This window comes from Collinsella tanakaei, from assembly GCF_030373545.1.
Lineage (GTDB): Bacteria > Actinomycetota > Coriobacteriia > Coriobacteriales > Coriobacteriaceae > Collinsella > Collinsella tanakaei_C.
The window spans coordinates 81,054-103,538 of the sequence record NZ_JAUDCO010000004.1; the positions used below are offsets into that span (position 1 = coordinate 81,054).

The following is a 22,485-nucleotide window of genomic DNA, read 5'->3' on the forward strand; positions in this document are numbered from 1 at the left end:
TCCCGTCGGTTTCCACGCGGTTTCGATTTGGGTGCCAAACGAAGTCGTCGCAGGGCAGCCCGCAAAAAAGACTGTCCACGCTGCCCAAGGGGAGGGACGCCGCGCAGGTCCCAGAAGACATGCGCGGCAGGGCGCTTCGTTTCGCATACAGCGGACGTGACCTGCCTTCTTTTCGGCGTGGTCGCGTGGCCGCGTTCGTGGTATTTTTCGTTTCAACCTAGCAACACGGCGGTAATTCCTGCGAAATGAGCGTCGCGTAACCTACAATGCGTTCGTTGGGATAACGCGTCGACGCCCGTCGGCGCGCATATGAAGGGAGTCCCTATGGCCGATACCGAACTCACCAGTCGCTTCGGCACCATGGTGTTCTCGGAGGACGTGATGCGCAAGCGTCTTCCCAAGGATATCTACAAACGCCTGTCTGCGACGATCGATCGGGGCGCGCCACTCGACCTGGATGTGGCGAATGCCGTCGCGCACGCCATGAAGGAGTGGGCGATCGAGCGCGGTGCCACGCACTACGCGCACTGGTTCCAGCCCCTGTCGGGCATCACGTCCGAGAAGCACGACAGCTTCCTGGAGCCCAACCACGACGGCACCGCCATCACCAAGTTCACCGGCAAGGCCCTCATCCAGGGCGAGCCCGATGCGTCGAGCTTCCCCAACGGTGGCCTGCGCGCCACGTTCGAGGCCCGCGGCTATACCGCCTGGGATCCCACGAGCCCCGCGTTCATCAAGGACGACGTGCTGTGCATCCCCACCGCGTTTTGCGGCTACAACGGCGAGGCGCTCGACAAGAAGACGCCGCTTCTGCGCTCTATGAAGGTGCTCGACACGCAGGCCAAGCGCGTGCTGGCGCTGTTTGGCAAGCATCCCAAGCGTGTCGTTCCGAATGTCGGCCTCGAGCAGGAGTACTTCTTGATCAAGAAGGACGCCTACCGCAAGCGCCGCGACCTGGTCATCTGCGGCCGTACGCTGTTCGGCGCTCCGCCCTGCAAGGGCCAGGAGCTCGAGGAGCACTACTTCGGCGCCATCCGTCCGTCGGTGTCCAAGTACATGAAGGCGCTCGACGACGAGCTGTGGGCGCTCGGCATCCCCGCCAAGACCAAGCATAACGAGGTCGCTCCCTGCCAGCACGAGCTCGCCCCGGTCTACACCGAGCTCAACGAGGGCGTCGACAACAACATGCTCGTCATGGAGAAGATGAAGCTCGTCGCCACGAACTTCGACCTCACCTGCCTGCTGCATGAGAAGCCGTTCGAGGGCATCAACGGCTCCGGCAAGCACAACAACTGGTCGATCGGCACCGAGGACGAGAACCTGTTCGATCCGGGTGACACGCCGCTCGAGAACCTGCAGTTCGTGGTGTTCCTCACCGCGGTCATCGAGGCGGTCGACAAGTACCAGGGCCTGCTGCGCATGTCGGTGGCGGGCTGCGGCAACGACCATCGTCTGGGCGCCAACGAGGCGCCTCCTGCGATCATCTCCATCTTCCTGGGCGACATGCTCACCGAGGTCGTGCAGAAGATTATGGACGGCGAGGCGTCCGTGCATGCGCGCCACGGCGTGCTCGATCTGGGCGCCGACGTGCTGCCCAACCTGGAGCAGGACAACACCGACCGCAACCGCACCTCGCCGTTCGCCTTCACCGGCAACAAGTTTGAGTTCCGCGCGGTGGGTTCGGAGCAAAATCCGTCCGACGCCAACCTGGTGCTCGACACCGCGGTGGCCGAGTCGCTCAAGGCGTTTGCCGATGCGTTGGAGGACGTGCCCGCAGACGAGTTTGCCGATGCGGCACTCGAGTACTGCAAGAAGACGCTCAACGAGCATCGTCGCATCCTGTTCTCGGGCGACGGCTACTCCGAGGCGTGGGAGCAGGAAGCCGAGAAGCGCGGCCTGCTGAACCTGCGCACGACTGCCGACGCGCTGCCGCAGATGGTGGCCCCCGAGAGCATGGCGCTGTGGCAGGGCATGGGCGTGCTGACCGAGACCGAGGCGTTCAGCCGCTACGAGGTCAAGCTCGAGAAGTACAACAAGCTCATGAACATCGAGGCCACGACGATGATTCGCGAGGCGCGCCGTACGTACCGCCCCGTGATCACCGCGTACGCCACGAAGGTCGCCAAGGGCCTGGAGACCATCCGCGCCGCCGGTGCCGAAGCCGCGATGACCTGCGAGCAGAACACGCTCAACAAGCTGTGCTGCGGCATCACGGAGATCAACGAGGCGATCAAGGCGCTCGACGCGCTGCACCAGAAGGCCGAGGCGCTGATCGATCCTCAGGAGCAGGCGAACTGCTACGCGCATGAGGTGGCTCCCGCCATGGAGACGCTGCGCACCGCCGTCGACGCCATGGAGGAGATCGTGGCGGCCGACTACTGGCCGGTGCCGACCTACGACGAGATCCTGTTCTACGTGTAGCGCCCTGATGTCCCAAAAGGGGCCAGGAGAAAAATGGGACATTGCGCGGCTGTCCGTCGCGAAAACCGAAAGCCCGGTTGCCTTGTTGGCAACCGGGCTTTCGTCGCTTTACCGTGAGCGGTATGAGAGCGGAGGCGATGTCTGCCGCCGCGTGTGCGCTAACGCTCGATGACGAGCTTGCCCTGGCACCAGACCTGCCGGATGTTGTCCGGCGTGGCCAGGTAGAGGATGCGGGCGAGCTTGTCGCCCGGCTCGTCGAAGACCCCGAAGCCCGTGAGGTCCGTATAGGGCTGGCGCGTGCCGATGACCTGCGCGTCGAAGGCACGGCCGACCTCGAAGGAGCCGGTCGCCAAGCCGAGGCCCTCCGCGCCGCCCTTGGTCGCGAGGTACAGTGCCTCGGGTGCCGAGATGCGCGACGGCCGGCCGGCGCCGCGACGCTCCTGTGGCACGAGTGCGTCGACGCCTTCCTCGAGCATGCACGACGCCATGACCGCCTGGCGGATGTTGTCGTACATGCTGGGCGAGAATCCGCCCGAGATGTCGGTGCCCATACCGATGCGCACGCCGGCTTCGTGCATGCGGCGCACCGGGCAGGCGCTGTTGGCGAAGTACGCGTTGGAGATGGGGCAGTGCGCCACGACGGTGCCCGTCTCGGCGAACAGCGCGGTGTCATCGTCGTTCATGAACGTGCAGTGCGCCATGATGGATTTAGGCCCCAGCAGGCCGAAGCTTGCGAGCGCCTCGGCGTCCGTCTTGCCAAAGCGCTCGATTGCCACGCCGTGTTCCCACTGGCCCTCGTTGCAATGCGACTGGATATAGGCGTCGTGCGCGGCGGCGATCTGCCCCAGGCCGGCGAGCGCCTCGTCGGTGCAGCTGGGGATGAAGCGCGGCGTCACGGCGGCGTAGGCGCCTGCGAAGCGCGGGTCGGCCGCACGGCCCTGCGCGTCGAGCGCCTCGACGCGCGCGAGGAACTCCTCGGTGTCGACAAGGGCTTGCTCGGGGGTGGCGTCCCGATAGAAATCGTGGTTGGACGCAGGGTCGTCCATGACGACCTTGCCGACGATGGCTCGCTGACCGGCTGCGGCGCAGGCGCGCGAAACGGCATAGCTGCCGTCGAGGTGCGCGCTGGCAAAGTACAGCGTCGTGGTGGTGCCGCGCGACAGGAACGTGCGCGCTAGGTCGTAGCCCACGGTGTAGGCGAACTCGGGGTCGGCGAAGCGAGCCTCGAGCGGGAACGTGCGCTGGTCGAGCCACACGTTCAGCGGCTCGTCGAGGGCGACGCCGGCCTGCGGCCACTGGGGCGCGTGGACGTGCAGGTCCACGAAGCCGGGCAGGATGAACGTATCGGACGCAAGCTCTGCAAACGAGCCGGGCTCGCGCTCGCCCGCCGTCCGTGCGGCGGCGACGCGCTCGGCGTAGTCGGTGTCGTCCGGACGGATGATGCGCTCGATCACGCCGGCGTCGTCGAGTTCGATGAGGGTGTGTTCCAGAAGCTCGAAGTCGCCGTAGGCAGGGGTGTGGAAAAACGAGCCGAGGATGGCTTTCAGGCGGGAAGCGTCAGACATTGCTGCTCCTTTCCAATGCGCGACGAGTTACTCCTCGCTGTTCGCTGCGGGATCGCCCGGCAGCAGCAGGTTGAGTACGACGGCGATGATGCCGCCGACCGCGGTGCCGCTGCTCACCAGGTACTGCAGCATGACGGGGAACTCGGCCTTGACGTCGGCGGACAGCACGAGGCTGCCGACCGTGAAGATGAGGGACAGGCCGATGACCAGCATCTTCTTCTGGTCGAGCTGGGAGTTGATGATGATGCGCAGGCCGTTGACCACAAGGATCTGGCACACGACGAGCAGCACGCCGCAGATGGCGGCCTCGGGCACCGACGAGATGACGGCCATGAGCTTGGGACACATGCCGAGCACGACGAGGATGATACCGGCGACCATGACGACGACGCGGCTCGCGACCTTGGTGATGGAGATGATGCCGGCGTTGGTGGAGTAGCCGGTGAGCGGGGTGCCGCCGAACAGCGACCCCACGAGACAGCCCAGGCCCTCGCCGATGACGGCGTGGTTCAGGCGCTCGTCGGTGAGCTCCTCGTTGGTGACATCGCCGACGGTGAACCACACGCCGGTGGTCTCGATGAGCACGATGAAGTAGATGAAGGTCATGAGCACGATCGAGGGGATGTCAAAGACCGGCATGCCGAAGTGGAACGGCATGGGCATGGCAAACCACGCGGAGGTGACGACGGTCGAGAAGTCGAGCACGCCCACGATGGCAGCGGCGACGCAACCGACGGCCAGCGAGCACAGGACGGACAGGACGCTCACGAGGTGGTGCTTGTAGCCGGTCTTGTAGGCGATGACGTTCATGATGACGAGGGTGACCATGGCGGCAAGGCCGGGCGCCAGGTTGGCGGCGAGGCCGCCGTCGATGCTGAAGACGCCGCCCGCGGCGGTGGGGGTGAGCGACAGACCGACGATCACGATGATGAGACCGCCGATGTAGGGCGGAATGCAGCGGCGTACGATTTTGGCGAACAGCTTGGTGACGCCGAGCAGGATGAGGATGATGGCGCCGGGGATGATGCTGCCGACCATCATCGCCATGCCGCCGTTCGCGCCGATGGTTGCAAGCGCCGACAGCGCGACGAAGCTGGCGCCCTGGACGACGGGGAGCTTGATGCCCAGACCCGTCTGGATAAGGGTGGCGATGCCCGCCGTGAAGAAGCAGATCTGGATGAGCTGGTTGGTGCCTTCGGTGTCGAGGCCGAGCATCGCCGATAGGACGATGGGGCACACGTACAGGTCCATGGCGAGGACGTGCAGGAATGCAAGACCCACCGCTTTCAGCGGTTCAACGCGATCGTTGACGCCCAGGACGAGGTTGTTTTCGGATGCCATGTGGTTCCTTCCCACGCTTTGAACATGACAGCTATGAGCATAGTCCAAGCGCGGCATATCCCAAAAGGGGCCAGGAGAAAATTGGGACATTTCGGGCCCGTGGCAGCGAAAAGCCCGGCACGCAGGCGCACCGGGCTTGGGAGGTCGATGGTGCCCCCAACGGGATTCGCGTCCGCCTGCGGCGTCCGCGGCTCCGGGCGCTTGCGCGCCCTCGCGCGCTCGCTGGCAAACGCTCGGCGCGTTTGCTCAGCCTCGCGACCCCACCGGGTTCGAATCCCGGCCCGTGGCAGCAAAAAGCCCGGCACGCAGGCGCACCGGGCTTGGGAGGTCAATGGTGCCCCCAACGGGATTCGAACCCGTGATCTTCGCCTTGAAAGGGCGACGTCCTAGGCCGCTAGACGATGGGGACAGCGCAGTTGAGTATAGCAGATTATCGTTGACGTGCGCCGCGACGGGCAGCACACGGCGAATACACGAATCTGCCGGCTTCGCACGGTGCCGTTGCCGTCGCGCCCAACCGCATCGGCCGCGTCAGGCGGCGCGCAGCGCCTACCCTTTGTAGCTGTAGTAGGACCACACGTTGCCGTCCTGGTCGACCATGTCGGTCGTGATCGGGTCGTACGTAAAGGTTATCCTTTCGGGCTCCAAAACGATCACGGTCCTGGAGTCCGGGCTCGTCCAGCTTCCTTTCTGCATGTTGACCCAGCAGGTTCCATCCGTATGGAACAGGACGTTGCGTGTGGTCCCCTGCATATCCCATTCGCCGCTGAGCGAAACCGGTGTCGACATCAATTCGTCGTAGGCGGCCGCGGCGTCGGGGAAACTCGCGGAGAGGTCGTCCGCCGCCGAGAGCGAGACCATTCGGTACCCGAGCGCGCTGGCCTCGCTTTGCTGCGCGACCACGTGGTAGTAGCACAGGCGGGGCGCGTCGGTGCCGGGCAGGATGAGCATCGCCAGGTCGTATGCGAGATAGGTGCCGTACGAGGTGAAATTGCCCGTCCAGACGGTCTCGCCGACGGGGGCGGTGCCCACGGCCGCGGTCCAGGTGCCTGTGGACGCGTCGTACATGAGCGCGTTCGAGGCGTTGTGGAGGTAGGAGAGGTCATCGGGCGCCGAGCCGTAATAGGTCGCGAGAATCGTGCGCACGCCGTCGTCGGTCAGGGTGTAGCTCATGCCGAGCTCATGGGACGTGGCCACGCCCAGCGGGTCGCCCGAGGCGTTCTGGTTCGTCTCGCCATGCGTCAGGACGAACGCGTCGCTCAGCGTGAGCGAAATCCATACGAGCTGTGCGTCGACGTCTGCATCGCCCGCCTGCGCCCGGACGGTCGAGATGGTCTGCTGCCAGGGCTCGGGCTCCACGCAATAGGTGTAGAGCGTGGCGAGAAGCTCCAGGTTGTCGCGAGCCTGGTCGTCCACCGTCGCGGCGTCGCCCGAGATCTGGACGGCGTCGTCGAGTTGAATGTCGGCGAGGCCGGACAGCCCAGCGAGGTCGATGCTCTCCAGGGCGCAACCGGTGGCGTGCACCGAGCTCAAGGCGTCGCCCTTGGGCAGCGTGAGGGAGGACAGGTCCTTGTTGTCATCGCAGCTGACGGAGGCAAGGGCGTCGTTTGACGTGAGGTCGAGGTCCGTCAGCTGGTTGTTCGAGCAGTCGAGGTCGGTAAGATCTGCCTGGTCGGAGACGTCGAGGCTCCCCAGCTGGTTGGATGAGCAGTTGAGATCGGTAAGGTTGGCCAGTCCCGAGAGGTCCAGCTCCGTCAGCTGGTTGTCGGCGCAGACGAGCTGCGTGAGGTTGGAGAAGGTCGAGATACCCTCCAGGTTGGTGATGCCGAGGCCGGCAAGGCCGTTGCCTGCGACCGCGTCCGCCGAGGTATCGCCAATCGCCGTGACGGCATCGGCCTCCTCCTGGTCGATGCCGCTGTTGCCGTCGGTGTCCACCTTCTGAGCAAGGTAGGTGCGGAAAGCCTCGTCCGGCACGTCCTGAAGGTTGAGCACGACTTTGGGGCCGAGCACGCGTGGCAACAGGAACCATGCGCCGCAGCCGAGCGCCGCGATGAGCGCCACGACCGCGACTGCGATGAGTGCCGTGCGGCGACGGCCGGGGTGCGCGGGCTGCTCGCGCGTTTCGCCGGACGAGCTCTGCTCGGGGTTCGCGGAGCCAGGTGCCTGGGGCTCCGCGGCAACGGCTGCTCCGCAGTGCGAGCAGAACCGTGCGTTGTCGGGAATCGTGTTCCCGCAGTTCGTGCACTTCATGGTCGTCCCCTCTCGGTTCGCGTTCCCGTCCCATTCTAGTGCGCGACCGCACGCGGTGTTGCGCAACTTCGCGTGCGGCTGCGCATGCGCCCGAGCGCCGCGTGCGGCGCATGCCTTGGCCAGCGGTCTCGGCTGGCGTACGGATGCGTCTCGCTCAATCGGCCGTTGACCTGCGCCGCGAAGGACGGCACACAGCGAATACACGAATCCGGCGATTTTGCGCAAGGGACGTTGCTATACTGGCCGCGTTGTCTCGCAGATTGGGGCATCCGGCCACATACGAGGGGGAGCCATGAATACTCGTCAGATTGCCTATGTCGGTGTTTCGGTTGCGCTGCTCGCCGTCTCGGCGTGGGTCACGCTGCCCATCGGCCCGGTTCCCTTTACGTTGCAGACGCTCGCCCTCGCCATGCTTCCCGCCGCCCTCGACCGTGCGGGCGCGTGCGTGTCCGTTGCCGTCTATCTGCTGTTGGGAGCAATCGGCCTGCCGGTGTTCTCGGGTTTCTCCGGTGGGATTGCATCGATCTTCGGTCCGACCGGCGGCTTTTTGTGGGGCTTCTTGATCGGCATGCTGGCGGCCACGACTGTCAAGGAATTGCTGCCCGCGCAGTTGCCTCTGCTTGCGCGCACACTCGTTGCCGATGCGGTGTTGCTGCTTATCTCGTATGCCTGCGGAACGTTTCAGCTTATGGTCATCGGCTCGATGGACGTCGCTGCGGCGCTGTTGGTCGCGGTCGTGCCTTTCGTGATTCCCGATGTCGTCAAGCTCGTCGTGGGCGCGCAGGTGGGCTGCGCAGTTGCCCGCGCCGCGGGCCGCGTGTCGCGACACGCCTGATTCTGTTCCCGCAGGTTTGCTGCGCGGAGACGCTCCGCCCGAACCGTCAGGCTAGAACCCGTACTGATGGGCGAAGTTCTCGGAGATGTCCTCGATGCCTTCGATCGAGGCCGCCCAGGCGCAGAAGTCCGGAGTGTCCACGATGATGCCGTCGGCTTCCCATACCGCTTGGTGCGAGAGCTCCCACGCCTCGCGCACCGGCGGACGTACAGGCAGGTAGGGCGTCAAGTAGGTGGGGTTGAGCAGGAAAAACGCCCCGCCCTCGCAACGGGCCGCGAAGTCCTTGAGCGCGCGGCGCGCGTTCTTGCGCCGTCCGAGCTTGTAGAGCAGCAAGGTGCGGCCGAGCAGGTACCACGGGGAGTCCTCCACGCTGCCGGCCCCTTCGTCCTGCTCGGCGCCCGGGGCCTGCGGTGAGGCCTGTTGCGCCACGGCGAAGAATCCCTCCTCGTCCTCCAGCCGAGCGAGCGCGAGCAGCACGGTTCCCACGGCATGGTTGCGATAACCCTGGGCGCGCATGACCTTTCGGGCGTATTCGGCCGCGGCACGGTAGCGCGCGCTTGCCAGGCTGAGCTGGGAGATGGCTTCGAGCGTATGGAGCCATCCGATCATCGTCGGATCGGTGCCGGTCCGCTCGGCGGCGGTGATGCCCGCGAGCCGGTCCTCATGCCAAAAATGCGGCGCGTCGTCGCTGAAGGCGGGATCGGCCTGCAGCTGGGTGCGCACCGAGTCCTCGAGCTGCATAAGGTCGTTCAGGCATGCGTCGATGGGGACGTCGGCGAGCAGGATGTTGACGAGCTGGGCGTCCACGCACAGACGATCTGCGGCAACGATCTCGCGCAGCTTGGCGCGGGTATCGGCAAACAGGCGCTCGCGGCGCTTGTCAAACTCCTGGTCGGAGAGCTCCTCCATCCGATCGAGCTCGAACATGAGCCCCTCGTGCACCCGGGCGTAGGAGAGCAGGGCGCGCGCGTGATCGGATGTGGCGTAACGGGTCGGGTCACGCATGATCTCGTCGTGCACGAGCCTGCAGGCTGCGGGGGTAAGGTCCTCGTGGGACGCCAGATACTCGCGTTCGAGGTATGCGGGCACGTATTCGCGAGGCTCCATCAGTTGTCCCCTCCCGCGCTCGTGCGCCCGACGCCGCCCGGTGTCTGCGGTGTGTGCTCGCGAAGCGACCGCTGGACGAGCTCGTGGCCGGCAAGCCATGCCGAGAAGCACGCGTTGTCGGGCGTGCCGATACCCTCCTGCAGCAGCGGGGTCGCTTCGCTGATGGCGAGGATGAGCTCGTCTTGGCTGCCGGGGTTCACATTGACGCGCGCGTAGATGCCGTCGGGGAACTCCGCTTGGTAGAACAGCGGCTGAGCGGCATCGGGGTAGGCGCGCATGAGGGCGTGCAGGGCGCGGTCGGCGCCGCGGTAGTCAAACGAGCGGTACGCGACGCACATCTGCGCCAGCAGCGTCCACGCGTCGGGCGACTTCTCGGCGCCGTGATGGCGGCGGCGCAGGGGCCCTGCGATCTGATAGGCGATGGCGTGGCGCGACCGGTACTGCTTGATGTCCCGAGCGCTTGCCTCGAGCTTGGCCAAGGCGAGCATGCCGGTATGTCGAATGTCGGCGGGGTCTCCGGGCGCCACCTCGAGGCTCTCCTCAACCGTTTGGTAGGCCAGGCGGTATTGGCCGGCGATCACGGCGCGAGAGGCGGTTGCCGCCAGCCATCTGAGCAGCGGTCGATACGCCAAATCGCTCGCATATTCGCGGTCGTAGACATCGCGGGCGCCCTCGACGGCGGCAAGGACGTCGCGCTCGACGGCTTCGCGGTTGTCGAGCAGGTAGCTCACGTACGCGTCGTTGGACTGCGCCTCGAGTGCGGCGAGCATGCGGCGGGCATCCCAGTTGCCCTCATCGAGGTCGACGGCCTCGCGCAGGAAGTTCTCCGCGCGGGTCTCCTCGCGCTCGATGGCGACCTCGTCTGTGAAGAAGGGGACGTGGTAGTCCAAGATCTCGGTCGCGCGGGCGGTGAGGTGGAACGATCGGTCGCGGTCGCAGGTGATGAGCTGCGAGGGGTCCTCGCGGAACTGCTTCATGCCGCGCTCGATGAACGTCGCGTCGTCCAGCGGGTAGATGCGCTCGCGGCGCATCGCCTCGAGGATGAGACGCAAACAGTCCTCCTGGATGGGATCGAACGCCACGGCGCCTCCTTTCCGATGCGAAATGGAATTTCTACAGTGTAGCGCTCATCGCACACGTGGGGGAGCGCTTGCGCGAAGGGATGAAACACACATGGGCGGGCGCGTCGGACGCGTGCGCACGGATCGCGAGGAGCACATGCGGGATGCCGTCGGTGCGCTTCCACGCAAGCGAAATAACCGACACACGGGCGCGTTCCCGCGCTGTCGTTTTGTCCGGCTCGCGGAGCGAAAAATGCGCCCAAACTGTTTCGAAGATGTTTCCAAAGCGCTAAAATAGCGACGGGCCTTCGGGCTCCGCGCCGCGGCCTTTGGGCGCGCGACGGCTCCTTTGGTCCTAACGGGGACATCGGGTGCCCCGTTGTATGTGCAGGTCGAACGGTCGGCCTGCAGATTTGGAGGCAAAGAATGGGACGTTTTACCAATCCGCGCGATCTGTACTTCGGTGAGGGTGCTCGCCACGAGGTCAAGAACCTCAAGGGCTCCCGCGCCATGATCGTCACCGGCGGCGGCTCCATGCGTCGCGGCGGCTTCCTGCAGGACGTCGAGGCTGACCTCAAGGAGGCCGGTTTCGAGGTTCAGATCTTCGAGGGCGTCGAGTCCGACCCGTCCGTCGAGACCGTGAAGCGCGGCGCCGAGGCCATGCTCGAGTTCCAGCCCGACTGGATCATCGGCATCGGTGGCGGCTCGCCGATCGACGCTGCCAAGGCCATGTGGCTGTTCTATGAGTATCCTGAGGAGACCTTCGAGCAGGCCATCGTGCCGTTCAGCTTCCCCGAGCTGCGCACCAAGGCTCACTTCTGCGCCATCGCCTCCACCTCCGGCACCGCGACCGAGGTCACCGCGTTCTCCGTCATCACCGACTACGAGAAGGGCATCAAGTACCCGCTGGCCGACTTCAACATCACGCCCGACGTGGCCATCGTCGACCCCGAGCTCACCTACACCATGCCGCAGAAGCTCTGCGCTCACACCGGTATGGACGCTCTGACCCACGCCATCGAGGCCTATGTCTCCACCGCCGGCTCCATGTACACCGACGGCAACGCCCTGCACGCCATCCGCGAGATCGTCGAGTGGCTGCCCAAGTCCTATCAGGGCGACCATGAGGCCCGCCAGCACATGCACGACGCGCAGTGCATCGCCGGCATCGCCTTCTCCTCGGGCCTGCTGGGCATCGTGCACTCCATGGCCCACAAGACCGGTGCCGCCTTCACCGGCGACCACATCATCCACGGCTGCGCTAACGCCATGTACCTCGGCAAGGTCATCCAGTTCAACGCCAAGGACGCCCGCGCCAAGAGCCGCTATGCCTTCATCGCCAAGGACATCCTGCACCTTGAGGGCGAGACCGAAGACGAGCTCGTCGCCGCGCTCGTTCAGTGCATCCGCGACCTCAACGACAAGCTGGACATCCCGCAGGGCATCAAGAACTACGGCAAGGGCGGCGTGAAGGCCGACGAGTCCATCATCGACTACGCCGAGTTCGAGGCCAAGAAGGCCGACGTTGCTGCCAACGCCATCCTCGACGCCTGCACCGGCTCCAACCCGCGTCAGCCGTCCCAGGAGGAGATGGAGAAGCTCCTCGAGTGCGTCTACAACGACCAGGACGTCGACTTCTAATCCACGCTCGACTCATTGATTCGTGCGAAAGGCCCCCGAGTCTCTCGGGGGCCTTTTTGATGCGGTGACACGTCAGACGTTTCGCGCGTCGTCGATGCGAGCGTGCGCCAGTCCTGCCGAGAAAAAGCAAGCTGTCCCGCCTTGCGGACCTCTCTTTCGGAGTCCGGGAATGGTGGAGTTCATGATCTTCGGTGCGGCTTTTGCGTTTCGCGACCTTCCACCGTTTTGTTTTGCATGCGCCGGTCGGCCACGGGGCGCGTGCGCGCGGTTTTGACGTTCGTATTTCGCTCGGTGGTCACGAGAGGCCGATAACTGTCATCGGGGGTTCTGAAGGGCTTCGCACGACTATATAAAAACAATATAATACGATGCACCCATTGTCCGATGGCTTTTCAGGGTGATCCGGCGGGCTCTCTAGAGGCAAAAAACGGTCCTATCGGAGGGCTTCGAGTGCGCCGTTCTGACAATTATCGTATCGTCGTGACCACGAGGCGCATCACGAGCGCACGCGGGGTCCTATTTGGCGCTGGGGAGGGCCCTAAGAGCGAGGCGCGGGAGCTGCACCACGAGCGTGCAAGGCCCCACTTCGTATACGAGCTCGGTTTCCAGCAGCTTCTTGGGAGCCTCGCCGCGAGCGTGCGGGGCCCTTCGAGCAAGTCGCCACAGTGTGGTGGATTGAAAACCCCTGATCACCGTTAATACGTCGCGGGCGGCGTGCGCCAAATGGAAACGGAAAAAACGCCAGACGTATTTTCACGTTCGGTGCGACGCCTGTAAAACGTGCTACGATGGACCTGCTGTTTCAGGGCGGGGTGGAATTCCCCACTGGCGGTGAGCCGGCCGGGCGTCTGCGCCCGGGCGCCGGGCAAGGGGCCTGCGCGCATATCCGGTAAGCCCGCGAACCCGTCTGGCGTTGGGTCGCCAGCGGGCCGATCCGGTGAGAATCCGGGGCCAACGGTTACAGGCCGGATGGAAGAGGCAGGTGATTCGTCATGGCTGAACAGTCCACGCATATCCATTTCGAGAATACGAATAGGTGGAGCACCAGGCAGCTGGTGACGATGGCGCTCATGTGCGCCGTCAGCGCCCTGCTCATGTTTCTCCAGATTCCCATCATTCCCGCCGCGACGTTTCTCACCTACGACCCGTCGCTCGTGCCCGCCATGGTTGCGGGTTTCGCGTACGGACCGGGGTCGGGCATCGCGGTGGGCGTGCTCGCGATCGTGATCCATGCGCTTACGACCGGCGACTGGGTCGGAGCTCTCATGAACATCGTCGCAACCGTGTGCTACATCCTGCCCGCGGCGCTGGTCTACCGGAAGGTGCACACGTATCGCGGCGCTATCCTCGGCCTTGTGTTGGGCGTGGTGCTTGCCACCGCGGCGTCGATCGTCTCCAACCTGACGATCGGCGTGTGGTTCTGGTACGGATCGGCCGATGCCATCCTGCCGCTCATGCTGCCTGCGGTCGTCCCGTTCAACCTCGCGAAGACGATCCTTAACTCCACGCTCACGCTTGCGGTGTACAAGGTCGTTTCCAACCTCATCACGCCGGTCAAAGACCAGGTGAAGGGCCGCGCATGATCGCGTGCGAAAACGTCTGCTACTCGTATGACGGGCGGACCCGTGCGCTCGACGGCGTGAGCCTGACCGTAGCGGACGGGGAGTTTCTGTGCATCCTCGGAGGCAACGGGTCGGGAAAGTCGACGCTTGCCAAGCACCTGAACGCCCTGCTCATCCCCGACGAGGGTCGCGTGGTGGTCGATGGCCTGGACACCGCAGATCCCGAATACGTCTACGACATCCGCTCGCGCGTGGGTTACGTGTTCCAAAACCCCGACGATCAGATCGTGGCGACCCTGGTCGAGGACGACGTCGCGTTCGGCCCCGAAAACCTGGGCGTCGACACTGAGCATCTGGAGGGACGCGTTGCCCATGCCCTTGAAGGCGTGGGGCTTACGAGCTTTGAGCGGCGCGAGACCCATGCGCTTTCCGGCGGGCAGAAGCAGCGCGTGGCGATCGCGGGCGTTCTTGCCATGCAGCCGCAGGTGCTCGTCTTTGACGAGGCGACCTCGATGCTCGACCCGCGCGGACGCAGCGGTCTGCTGCGCGTGTGCCGCGAGCTGCGCGACCGAGGCATGACGATCGTCATGATCACCCATTTCATGGAGGAGGCCGCCGCGGCCGATCGCGTCGTGGTGCTTAACGAGGGAAGGATTGCGCTCGAGGGGACACCGCAGGAGGTGCTCACCCGTGCCGACGACCTGGAGCGGCTGAACCTCGAGGTCCCGCCGGCGTGCCGTCTGGCGCTCGCCCTGTGCCGGCGCGGGCTTGAGCTCACGCCGGCTGTGGATGAAAACGAGGTGGTCCATGCTGTCGAGCAGGCGCTCGGGCACGCAGGCCCCGCTCGCGCATCCGAGCGCTCCGATGCAGCCGATGGCGAATGCGCCTCGCCGCACGGTGCTGCTGCCGACACGGAGGCGGGGACGACGGCGGAGTCGTGTTTGTCCTTCGAGCACGTCAGCTACAGCTACGAGCGGTCTGTTCGCGAGCGCGCGCGTCGTCGGCGCAGCCCGAAGCGGGAGAAGCGCGCCGCATGGGGTGCAAATGCGGATGCCGTGTGGGCGCTGCATAACGTCGACCTCGCCGTGCGCCGCGGTGAGTTTCTCGGGCTGGCAGGCCATACCGGATCGGGCAAATCGACGCTCATTCAGCACATGAACGGCCTTGTCCACCCCACGATGGGACGCGTGCGCGCCTTCGGGCGCGACCTTGCGGACAGGCGCGGCGCCGATGGTCTGACGTGCAAAGTCGGGCTCGTGTTTCAGTATCCCGAGCACCAGCTGTTCGCGCCGACGGTCTTTGAGGACGTGGCGTTCGGCCCGCGCAACCTCGGCTGCACGGCGGATGAGGTGGACGAGCGCGTGCGCCGCGCGCTTGGCCAGGTCGGACTTGCGTTTGATCGCATCGCCGAAAAAAGCCCTTTCGCGCTGTCGGGTGGCCAGCAGCGCCGTGTGGCGTTTGCCGGGGTGCTCGCCATGGAGCCCGAAGTGCTGGTGCTCGACGAGCCGGCTGCGGGGCTCGACCCTGCAGCTCGCCGGGAGTTTCTCGATTTGGTGGCCGAGCTCCACCGGTCGGGCCTCACGGTCGTCATGGCATCGCACAGCATGGATGACCTCGCAGCGCTGTGCGACCGCATCGTCGTCATGAACGAGGGGGAGGTCTTGATGCAGGGGACCGCGTCGGAGGTTTTCGCGCGCGGCGACGAGCTGCACCGTGTCGGGCTCGGCCAGCCTGCCGCTCAGCGCATGGCGGTCCGGCTTGCTGCCGACGGTGTTCCGGTGCGCCTGAATCGCCTGTACGACCTCGATGCACTCGCTGACGAGCTCGCGGCCATCGCGGGCAGTCCCTTTGCGGGCGACGGGAAGGGGGGCGCGCGATGAACGAGGTGTTCTCCTTCGGAAGCTACTATCCCGGTGACAGCATCCTGCACCGCCTGGACCCGCGGACTAAGCTGCTGGGCGGCTTGGCGTTTCTGATTGTTTCCCTGCTCGCCCGCACGTTTGCGGCGCTTGGCGTCATCGCGGGCTTCGTGGTGCTGCTGTATCTGCTCGCCCGGGTGCCCGCCGGCCGTGCCGCTCGATCGTTGGCGCCCCTGCTGGCCATCGTGGTCATCGTGTCGGTGCTCAACTTGGTTACCAACCGGGAGGGCGCCGTTGTCTTTCAGCTTGGTTTTCTGCGCATCTTCGAGGGGGGCGTGCGCGCGTTCGCCTTTTTGGGCCTGCGCATGCTGCTGATGATGTGCGCGATGAGCCTGGTGACCATGACCACCATGACGCTCGACCTTACGCATGCCGTCGAGCGCCTGCTTGCGCCGCTCGCGCGGGTCGGTCTCCCCGCTCACGAGCTGGGCATGATGCTCGGCATCGCGCTGCGGTTCATGCCGCAGTTTGCCACGGAGCTGCAGATTACCTACCGCGCCCAGGTGAGCCGCGGCGCGCGCGTGGCGTCCGGCCCGTTGGGCGCGGTGCGCATGCTGTCGAGCGTGTCGATCCCGCTGTTCACGAGCATCTTCCGTCACGCCGAGACGCTGTCGGCCGCCATGGAAGCGCGCTGCTACCATGGCGAACAGGGGCGCACGCGCCTGCATCCGCTCGCATTCCATCGCCGCGATGCGCTTGCCGCTGCCGTGTTGGTGGCGCTCGCCGTCGCTGTCGTGACGTGCGGTTAGTGGGGCTCGGGGCGACCAGATGGTGCCGGGTGCAAACTTGCCGCGACAAGATGGTGCCGGGTTCAATCGTGTCGTCGCCCGGGGCATGTTGGCGTGCGACCCCTTTGCAAGATACAGGAGGATTGTATGGAGCACATCGTATACGGGACGGCCTCTAAGGGCCTGCTCACCGCGCTGGAGTATCTGACGTCGATTCCCGCGTGGTATCTCGCCACCAGCGTGGACGGCCAGCCTCACGTGCGGCCGTTTTCGTTCGCGGCTATCCAGGATGGACGGTTGTGGTTCTGTACGGCGACGACCAAAGACGTATGGGAGGAGCTTTCGCGCAACCCGCGCTTCGAGGCGACCGCTTGGTGGCCGGGGCACGGCTGGCTCATCCTGCGCGGCGTCGCCGGTATGGATGATTGCGCCTGCCCGGAGATCCGCGAGGCCGGCTGGAGGCATCTGGAGGGCTTCGGTGAGCACTACGATGGGCCCGATGATCCGACGCTCGCGTTTTTCAGCGTCGAAGAGCCCCAGGCTTGGATCTGCAACCACGATGAGTGGCAGCCGATCGAGCTCTAGCGTGTTGCGCGTCCAGTATACGTAAGGAGTGAATATGGACGAGATCGTTGCGTATCTGCGCGGAATCCCGGCGTGGTACCTGGCAACCATCGACGAGCACGATGCGGGTCAGCCGCGCGTGAGGCCGTTTTCGTTTGCCTGCGCCGATGCCGGCAAGCTGTGGTTCTGCACGTCGCGCGACAAGGACGTCTGGCGCGAGCTCGCGGCGCATCCCAAGTTCGAGCTGTCCGGATGGAAGCCCGGCTCCTATTGGATCGTCGTCTCGGGCGAGGCGAATCTTGCCGACGACGCGCAGGTAAGCGAGGACGTGCGCCAAGCGGGGTTCGCCCACATGGTGGGTATCGGCGAGGCGCACGAATCGGCGCATGACGGGCGCCTGGCGTTTTTCAGCGTGATGAACGGCTGTGCGCGCTTCTGCGACATCGACGGCAGCGAGCGCCGCTTCGACTTCTGAGCGCCCTCGAAAGGAATCAGGCGATCGTAATCGGTGTCCACCGGGCCCGGCCGGCGTGAAAACGCCTGACGCCGTTTCGCGCTGTGTTGCGAGATTGTGTCCTGATGATTTCTCGAATGTTCACATAATGGTCGTGCTATTCTCTCAAAACGTTCTATGAACGCATTCAAACATGCGGCTGTATGCATTATGAAAGCTCTAATATGCATTTAGGAGATGAGAGGGCATGTCTTATCGGGTGGGAGTCGTCGGGGCGGCGGGATACGCAGGCATCGAGCTCGTTCGTCTGCTCATCGCGCACCCCGAGTTCGAGCTCGTCGCGATCACGTCGAACGCCGATGCGGAGCAGCGCCTCGCGAGCGTCTACCCGGCGTTCGCCGGCGCGAGCGACCTTGTCTTCAGCGCCCATGATGACCCGCGGCTCGCGACGTGCGATGTGGTCTTTCTCGCCGTGCCCCATACGGCGGCGCTTGCCGCGGTTCCTGGCTTGCTTGCTGCGGGCGTGACCGTCATCGACCTCTCCGCCGACTATCGCCTGTCCGACCCTGCGGTCTACGAGCGCTGGTACAATGCCCCCCATACGTCGCCCGAGTTGCTTGCGACCCGTGCTTTCGGCTTGCCGGAGTTGTTCGCCGAGGACCTCGCCCAAGCTGCCTGCCGTCGCGACGCGGGCGACGCCGCGCTCGTGGCCTGCGCCGGCTGCTATCCCACGGCAACCTCGCTCGGCGCCTACCCGGCGATTGCCGCCGGATGGATGGCGCCTGGTGGCGTTGCGATCGTCGATGCCATCTCGGGCGTGACCGGAGCGGGCAAGGGCGCCACCGCGCGCACCCACTACTGCAGCGCCGACGAGAGCGTCGAGGCGTACGGCGTGTGCAAGCATCGCCATACGCCCGAGATCGAGCAGATTCTCGGCCTGCCCGGCCGCGTGGTGTTTACGCCGCACCTGGCGCCGCTCAAGCGCGGCCTGCTCTCGACGGTGAACATCCCGCTGGCGCCCGAGGTGGCGCAATCCCTCACGGCCGCCGACGCCGTCGCGCATTATCGTTCGTTTTATGAGGACAGCCCCTTCGTGCGCGTGCTCGACGCCGGCGAGCAGCCCAAGACGAGCTCGGTTGTCGGGTCCAACGCCTGCCAGATCGGGCTGGCGGTCAACGCGGGCGCGCGCATGCTCGTGGTGACCTCCGCTATCGACAACCTGTGCAAGGGGGCCGCCGGCCAGGCCGTCCAGTGCGCGAACATCGTGTTCTCGCTCGACGAGCGATGCGGGCTGCCGCTGCTTGCCCTGCCGGTCTAGCGCATCGGCACGCAGCTTCTCCAGGCGCGCCCGGCGGGCGCGTCGACCCCACTCGATCTGCATCAAAAGGAGCATCCGATGGATACCGATACCTTCGATTCCAAGATTCGCGCCGTCGCCGACGGCGGCGTGACGAGCGCGCAGGGCTTTTCCGCTTGCGGTATGCACGCCGGATTTCGCAAAAATCCCGAACGGGCCGATTTCGCGCTCATCGCATCCGACCGCCCGGTGAGCACGGCCGGCGTGTTCACCACCAACCGGTTCTGCGCCGCTCCGGTCATCGTGTGCCGCGAGCACCTCGGGGGTGCGGGCCGTGGTTACGGCGACGTCCAGGCGATCGCCATCAACTCGGGCAACGCCAACGCCGCCACGGGTGAGCCGGGACTCGCTCTTGCCCGCGAAACCTGCGACATCGTGGCGCAGGTCGTCGGCTGCGAACCCGAGCAGGTGCTCGTGGCGTCCACGGGCGTCATCGGGCAGCAGATGGACATCGAGCCCTTCGAGACGGGCGTGCCGGCCGCGTTCGAGCGTCTCTCCGCCGACGGGGGAGCGGACGTCGCCCGCGCCATCATGACCACGGACACACATCCCAAGGAATTCGCCATCCAATACGAAAGCGGGGTGCTCGCGTACGCGGGGAGCACGTTTACGGTGGGCGGCTGCGCCAAGGGGTCGGGCATGATCATGCCCAACATGGCAACGATGATCGCCGTCATCACCACCGATGCGCCGGTCGAGCCAGCCGCGCTCCACGCGCTGCTCACCTCGTGCGTCGCCGACACCTTCAACCGGGTGACGGTCGACTCGGACACCTCCACCAACGACACATGCATCATGCTCGCCTCCGGTGCTGCCGCGCCGCAGGCAGCCCTCATATGCCAAGGTACCGAGGCTTATGAAGAGCTTGCCTACGCGGTCCACGTGGTGTGCGAGGCGCTTGCCCGCGCGATCGCGTCCGACGGCGAGGGCGCCTCGCGCCTGGTGACCGTGACGGTGAGCGGCGCGGCGACGGAAGAGGATGCCGAGGTCGCCGCCCGCGCGGTGGCAAACTCGCCGCTCGTCAAGACGGCCATCGCGGGACGCGACTGCAACTGGGGGCGCATCGCCATGGCGCTCGGCAAGTGCGGGGTGGCGTTCGACCAGCGCGACGTCTCCATCGACATCATGGGGATCCCCGTGTGCCGCGACGGGCTGACCGTGCCCTTTGACGAAGACGAGGCACTGCGCCGTTTCGAGGCGCCCGAGATCACCATCGACGCCGATCTGGGCGCGGGCGACCGGTCTGCGCGCGTGTGGACCTGCGACCTGACGCACGACTACGTCACCATCAACGGCGATTACCGCACGTAGGCTTGCGCGCGTCCGGCCGTCGCCCACGGCCCTGCTGTCCGCTCCCGACCCAACATGGAAGGCTGACCGATGAAGTACGCACGCGACTCGCGTCCCGCGCGCTCGAACGAGGAGACCGCGAAGCTCCTGTTTGAGGCGCTGCCCTGGATCAAGAACCTGACCGGCAAGACGGTGGTCATCAAGTACGGTGGCGCCGCCATGGTCGACCCGCGCCTGCGCGCCGACGTCATGAGCGACATCGTGCTGCTCAAGATCATCGGCATGAAGCCGGTCATCGTGCACGGCGGCGGCAAGGACATCAACGCCGCGCTCGCGCACTACGACATCCCCGTGGAGTTCAAGGACGGCCAGCGCGTCACGAGCGAGACCGCGATGGAGGTCGTACGGCAGGTGCTCGTGGGCAAGGTCAACGAGGACCTCGTGACGGCGGTCAACGCCCATGGCAACCTGGCCGTGGGCGTGGCGGGTGCGGACGCCGGCACCATCGTCGCCGAACAGCTCGACCCGGCGCTCGGCCGCGTGGGCAAGATCTGCCGCATCAACGCGGATTACCTCGACAGCCTGATGGACAACGACTACATCCCCGTCGTGGCGACCGTCGCGCGCGGGGTCGACGGCGGCTTCTACAACATCAACGCCGACGTGGCGGCCGGCCATATCGCTGCGGCCGTACGTGCGCACAAGGTGATCTTCCTGACCGATGTCGACGGCCTGTACGAGGACTTCGACGACAAGGAGTCCCTCATCTCCAACATGACCTTGGATGAGGTCGAGGCCATGCTTGCGGACGGCAAGGTGGACCGCGGCATGATCCCCAAGCTCGAAAGCTGCGCGCACGCTCTGCGCGCCGGCGTGTTCCGTGCGCACATCATCAACGGCACGACCCCTCATGCACTGCTGCTCGAGCTTCTGACCGACAGCGGCGTGGGAACGGTCGTGCACTCCACCCAGGTCGCCTACGAGCAGGACACCCAGCCCCATCCGCTGACGCAGCTGGCCGCCCGCCTGACGGAAAACATCTAGCCCAACCGCCGCGCGCCTGCGAATCGGCGCGCCGCCGTATCGAAAGGAACCCGCTATGTCACGCGACGTGCAGCAGCAGCTCGAATCCGCCTACGTCATGCATACGTTCGGCCGCGCGCCGGTCGAGTTCGTGGGCGGGCACGGCATGACGCTTGTCGACGATGAAGGCCGTGAGTACCTGGACTTCTTGGCAGGCATCGGCGTGTGCTGCCTGGGGCACGGCCATCCGGCGCTCACGGCGGCGCTGCACGATCAGACGGACCGTCTGCTCCACGTGTCCAACTACTTCTACATCGAGCACCGCGGCGAGGTGGCAGCGCTGCTGTCCAAGCTCGCCAACGACGACATGGCGGGGGCGCGCGCCGTGGCCGACGCCGTCGTCGCCGGCGATGCCGACGCCGTGCAGGCGGCCGCGAAACCAGCCGAGGACGAGCAGACGTGGCAGACGTTTTTCGCCAACTCCGGCGCCGAGGCCAACGAGGGCTCCATGAAGCTTGCGCGCCTCTATGCCCAGCGTGTCGGCAACGGCGGTAACACCATCGCGTGCCTGCGCGGCGGCTTCCACGGGCGCACGCTCGAGACCATCGCCGCCACCATGCAGGACTGGCTGCAGGACAGCTTCAAGCCGCTGCCGGGCGGGTTTGTGGCCTGCACGCCCAACGACGTCGATGAGCTGCGCTCGATCTTCGACCGGCTGGGCAGCGAGATCTGCGCCGTCATGGTCGAGCCCATCCAGGGCGAGTCCGGCGTCCATCCGCTCACACCGGAGTTCATGCGCGCAGCTGCCGAGCTCGTGCACGGTGTCGGTGGCCTGCTCATTGCCGATGAGGTCCAGACGGGCATCTTCCGTACGGGCAAGCCGTTTGCCTTCCAGACGCTGGGCGTGGAGCCCGACATCATGAGCCTTGCCAAGGGTATCGCCGGCGGCGTGCCGTGCGGCGCGTGCGTGGCCAAACGTGCGGTCGCCGACGTGTTCCGTCCGGGTGACCATGGGAGCACGTTCGGCGGCAGCTGCCTTGCCATGGCCGCCGCATCCGCAGTTCTGTGCGAGCTCGTGCGCGGGCGCTATGACGAGCATGCGGCCGAGGTCGGCTCCTACCTGGCTGAGCGACTCGCGCGGGTACCGCATGTGGTGGACGTGCGCGGTGCAGGGCTTATGGTCGGCTGCGACCTGGACGAGGCGGCAGGCGATGCCCACGACGTGGTCTCGGCGATGCTCGGGCGCAGCTTCGTGATCAACGCGACCGGCGCGCACACGCTGCGCTTCCTGCCGCCGCTGATCTGCGGGCGCGAGCACGTGGACGCGCTGGTGGCAGCGCTGGCGCAGGTGCTGGCGTAGGGACGGG

Annotated in this window: 17 protein-coding genes, 1 tRNA gene and 1 riboswitch; of the genes, 12 read left to right on the forward strand and 6 right to left on the reverse strand. The window is 65.8% G+C overall.

Annotation, left to right across the window (positions count from 1 at the left end; all coding sequences use genetic code 11):
- Positions 1-324: 324 nt before the first annotated feature.
- The gene (locus tag QUW00_RS04465) at positions 325-2,421 is read left to right on the forward strand and encodes a glutamine synthetase III family protein (protein ID WP_289613194.1); all 2,097 of its coding nucleotides are present in this window, start codon (positions 325-327) and stop codon (positions 2,419-2,421) included.
- A gap of 158 nt (positions 2,422-2,579) precedes the next feature.
- On the opposite strand, the gene QUW00_RS04470 is transcribed toward QUW00_RS04465, so the two are convergent.
- The 4 genes from QUW00_RS04470 to QUW00_RS04485 all read right to left on the reverse strand — a co-directional run bounded on the left by QUW00_RS04470 (position 2,580) and on the right by QUW00_RS04485 (position 7,577).
- Positions 2,580-3,986: an amidohydrolase family protein gene (locus QUW00_RS04470; protein ID WP_289613195.1), complete on the reverse strand. Its 1,407-nt coding sequence runs from the start codon at positions 3,984-3,986 to the stop codon at positions 2,580-2,582.
- Between the two features lie 27 nt (positions 3,987-4,013).
- On the reverse strand, positions 4,014-5,327 hold the full coding sequence (locus QUW00_RS04475) for a uracil-xanthine permease family protein (RefSeq protein ID WP_289613196.1): 1,314 nt from the start codon (positions 5,325-5,327) through the stop codon (positions 4,014-4,016).
- Between the two features lie 332 nt (positions 5,328-5,659).
- Positions 5,660-5,736 (reverse strand) — tRNA-Glu (locus QUW00_RS04480).
- 140 nt (positions 5,737-5,876) lie between these two features.
- Positions 5,877-7,577: a zinc-ribbon domain-containing protein gene (locus QUW00_RS04485; protein ID WP_289613197.1), complete on the reverse strand. Its 1,701-nt coding sequence runs from the start codon at positions 7,575-7,577 to the stop codon at positions 5,877-5,879.
- Between the two features lie 292 nt (positions 7,578-7,869).
- On the opposite strand from QUW00_RS04485, the gene QUW00_RS04490 reads away from it, so the two are divergent.
- Entirely contained in the window at positions 7,870-8,412 is a 543-nt protein-coding gene (locus tag QUW00_RS04490) for a biotin transporter BioY (RefSeq protein ID WP_289613198.1), read from the forward strand.
- 51 nt (positions 8,413-8,463) lie between these two features.
- Here QUW00_RS04490 and QUW00_RS04495 read toward each other — a convergent pair whose 3' ends face one another.
- Positions 8,464-9,519 carry a hypothetical protein gene (locus QUW00_RS04495; protein ID WP_289613199.1) on the reverse strand — a complete coding sequence of 352 codons (1,056 nt, stop codon included), beginning with the start codon at positions 9,517-9,519 and terminating at the stop codon, positions 8,464-8,466.
- Positions 9,519-10,601: a hypothetical protein gene (locus QUW00_RS04500; RefSeq protein ID WP_289613200.1), complete on the reverse strand. Its 1,083-nt coding sequence runs from the start codon at positions 10,599-10,601 to the stop codon at positions 9,519-9,521. Before QUW00_RS04500 ends, QUW00_RS04495 begins: the two co-directional genes overlap by 1 nt.
- A gap of 405 nt (positions 10,602-11,006) precedes the next feature.
- Between QUW00_RS04500 and QUW00_RS04505 the strand changes: the two genes are divergently transcribed.
- The 10 genes from QUW00_RS04505 to QUW00_RS04550 all read left to right on the forward strand — a co-directional run bounded on the left by QUW00_RS04505 (position 11,007) and on the right by QUW00_RS04550 (position 22,478).
- A complete protein-coding gene (locus QUW00_RS04505; protein WP_235421917.1) occupies positions 11,007-12,221 on the forward strand; it encodes an iron-containing alcohol dehydrogenase in 1,215 nt (404 codons plus the stop codon).
- Between the two features lie 794 nt (positions 12,222-13,015).
- Positions 13,016-13,206, forward strand: a riboswitch (FMN riboswitch).
- 7 nt (positions 13,207-13,213) lie between these two features.
- Positions 13,214-13,804: an ECF transporter S component gene (locus tag QUW00_RS04510; protein ID WP_289613201.1), complete on the forward strand. Its 591-nt coding sequence runs from the start codon at positions 13,214-13,216 to the stop codon at positions 13,802-13,804.
- The gene (locus tag QUW00_RS04515; RefSeq protein WP_289613202.1) at positions 13,801-15,663 is read left to right on the forward strand and encodes an energy-coupling factor transporter ATPase; all 1,863 of its coding nucleotides are present in this window, start codon (positions 13,801-13,803) and stop codon (positions 15,661-15,663) included. The genes QUW00_RS04510 and QUW00_RS04515 overlap by 4 nt, the downstream gene beginning before the upstream one ends.
- Entirely contained in the window at positions 15,660-16,451 is a 792-nt protein-coding gene (locus QUW00_RS04520) for an energy-coupling factor transporter transmembrane component T family protein (protein ID WP_289613203.1), read from the forward strand. Before QUW00_RS04515 ends, QUW00_RS04520 begins: the two co-directional genes overlap by 4 nt.
- Before the next feature lie 126 nt (positions 16,452-16,577).
- The gene (locus QUW00_RS04525) at positions 16,578-17,015 is read left to right on the forward strand and encodes a pyridoxamine 5'-phosphate oxidase family protein (RefSeq protein WP_289613204.1); all 438 of its coding nucleotides are present in this window, start codon (positions 16,578-16,580) and stop codon (positions 17,013-17,015) included.
- Between the two features lie 34 nt (positions 17,016-17,049).
- Positions 17,050-17,469 carry a pyridoxamine 5'-phosphate oxidase family protein gene (locus QUW00_RS04530; RefSeq protein ID WP_289613205.1) on the forward strand — a complete coding sequence of 140 codons (420 nt, stop codon included), beginning with the start codon at positions 17,050-17,052 and terminating at the stop codon, positions 17,467-17,469.
- Between the two features lie 226 nt (positions 17,470-17,695).
- Positions 17,696-18,766, forward strand: coding sequence for an N-acetyl-gamma-glutamyl-phosphate reductase (gene argC, locus QUW00_RS04535; protein ID WP_289613206.1), 1,071 nt, complete (start codon positions 17,696-17,698; stop codon positions 18,764-18,766).
- 78 nt (positions 18,767-18,844) lie between these two features.
- Positions 18,845-20,116 (forward strand): bifunctional glutamate N-acetyltransferase/amino-acid acetyltransferase ArgJ, encoded by a 1,272-nt coding sequence (gene argJ, locus QUW00_RS04540; protein ID WP_289613207.1) that lies wholly within the window; start codon positions 18,845-18,847, stop codon positions 20,114-20,116.
- A gap of 69 nt (positions 20,117-20,185) precedes the next feature.
- Positions 20,186-21,139, forward strand: coding sequence for an acetylglutamate kinase (gene argB / locus QUW00_RS04545; RefSeq protein WP_289613208.1), 954 nt, complete (start codon positions 20,186-20,188; stop codon positions 21,137-21,139).
- 55 nt (positions 21,140-21,194) lie between these two features.
- Positions 21,195-22,478, forward strand: a complete 1,284-nt coding sequence (locus QUW00_RS04550; RefSeq protein ID WP_289613209.1) for an aminotransferase class III-fold pyridoxal phosphate-dependent enzyme — start codon at positions 21,195-21,197, stop codon at positions 22,476-22,478.
- The last annotated feature ends 7 nt before the right edge of the window (positions 22,479-22,485 follow it).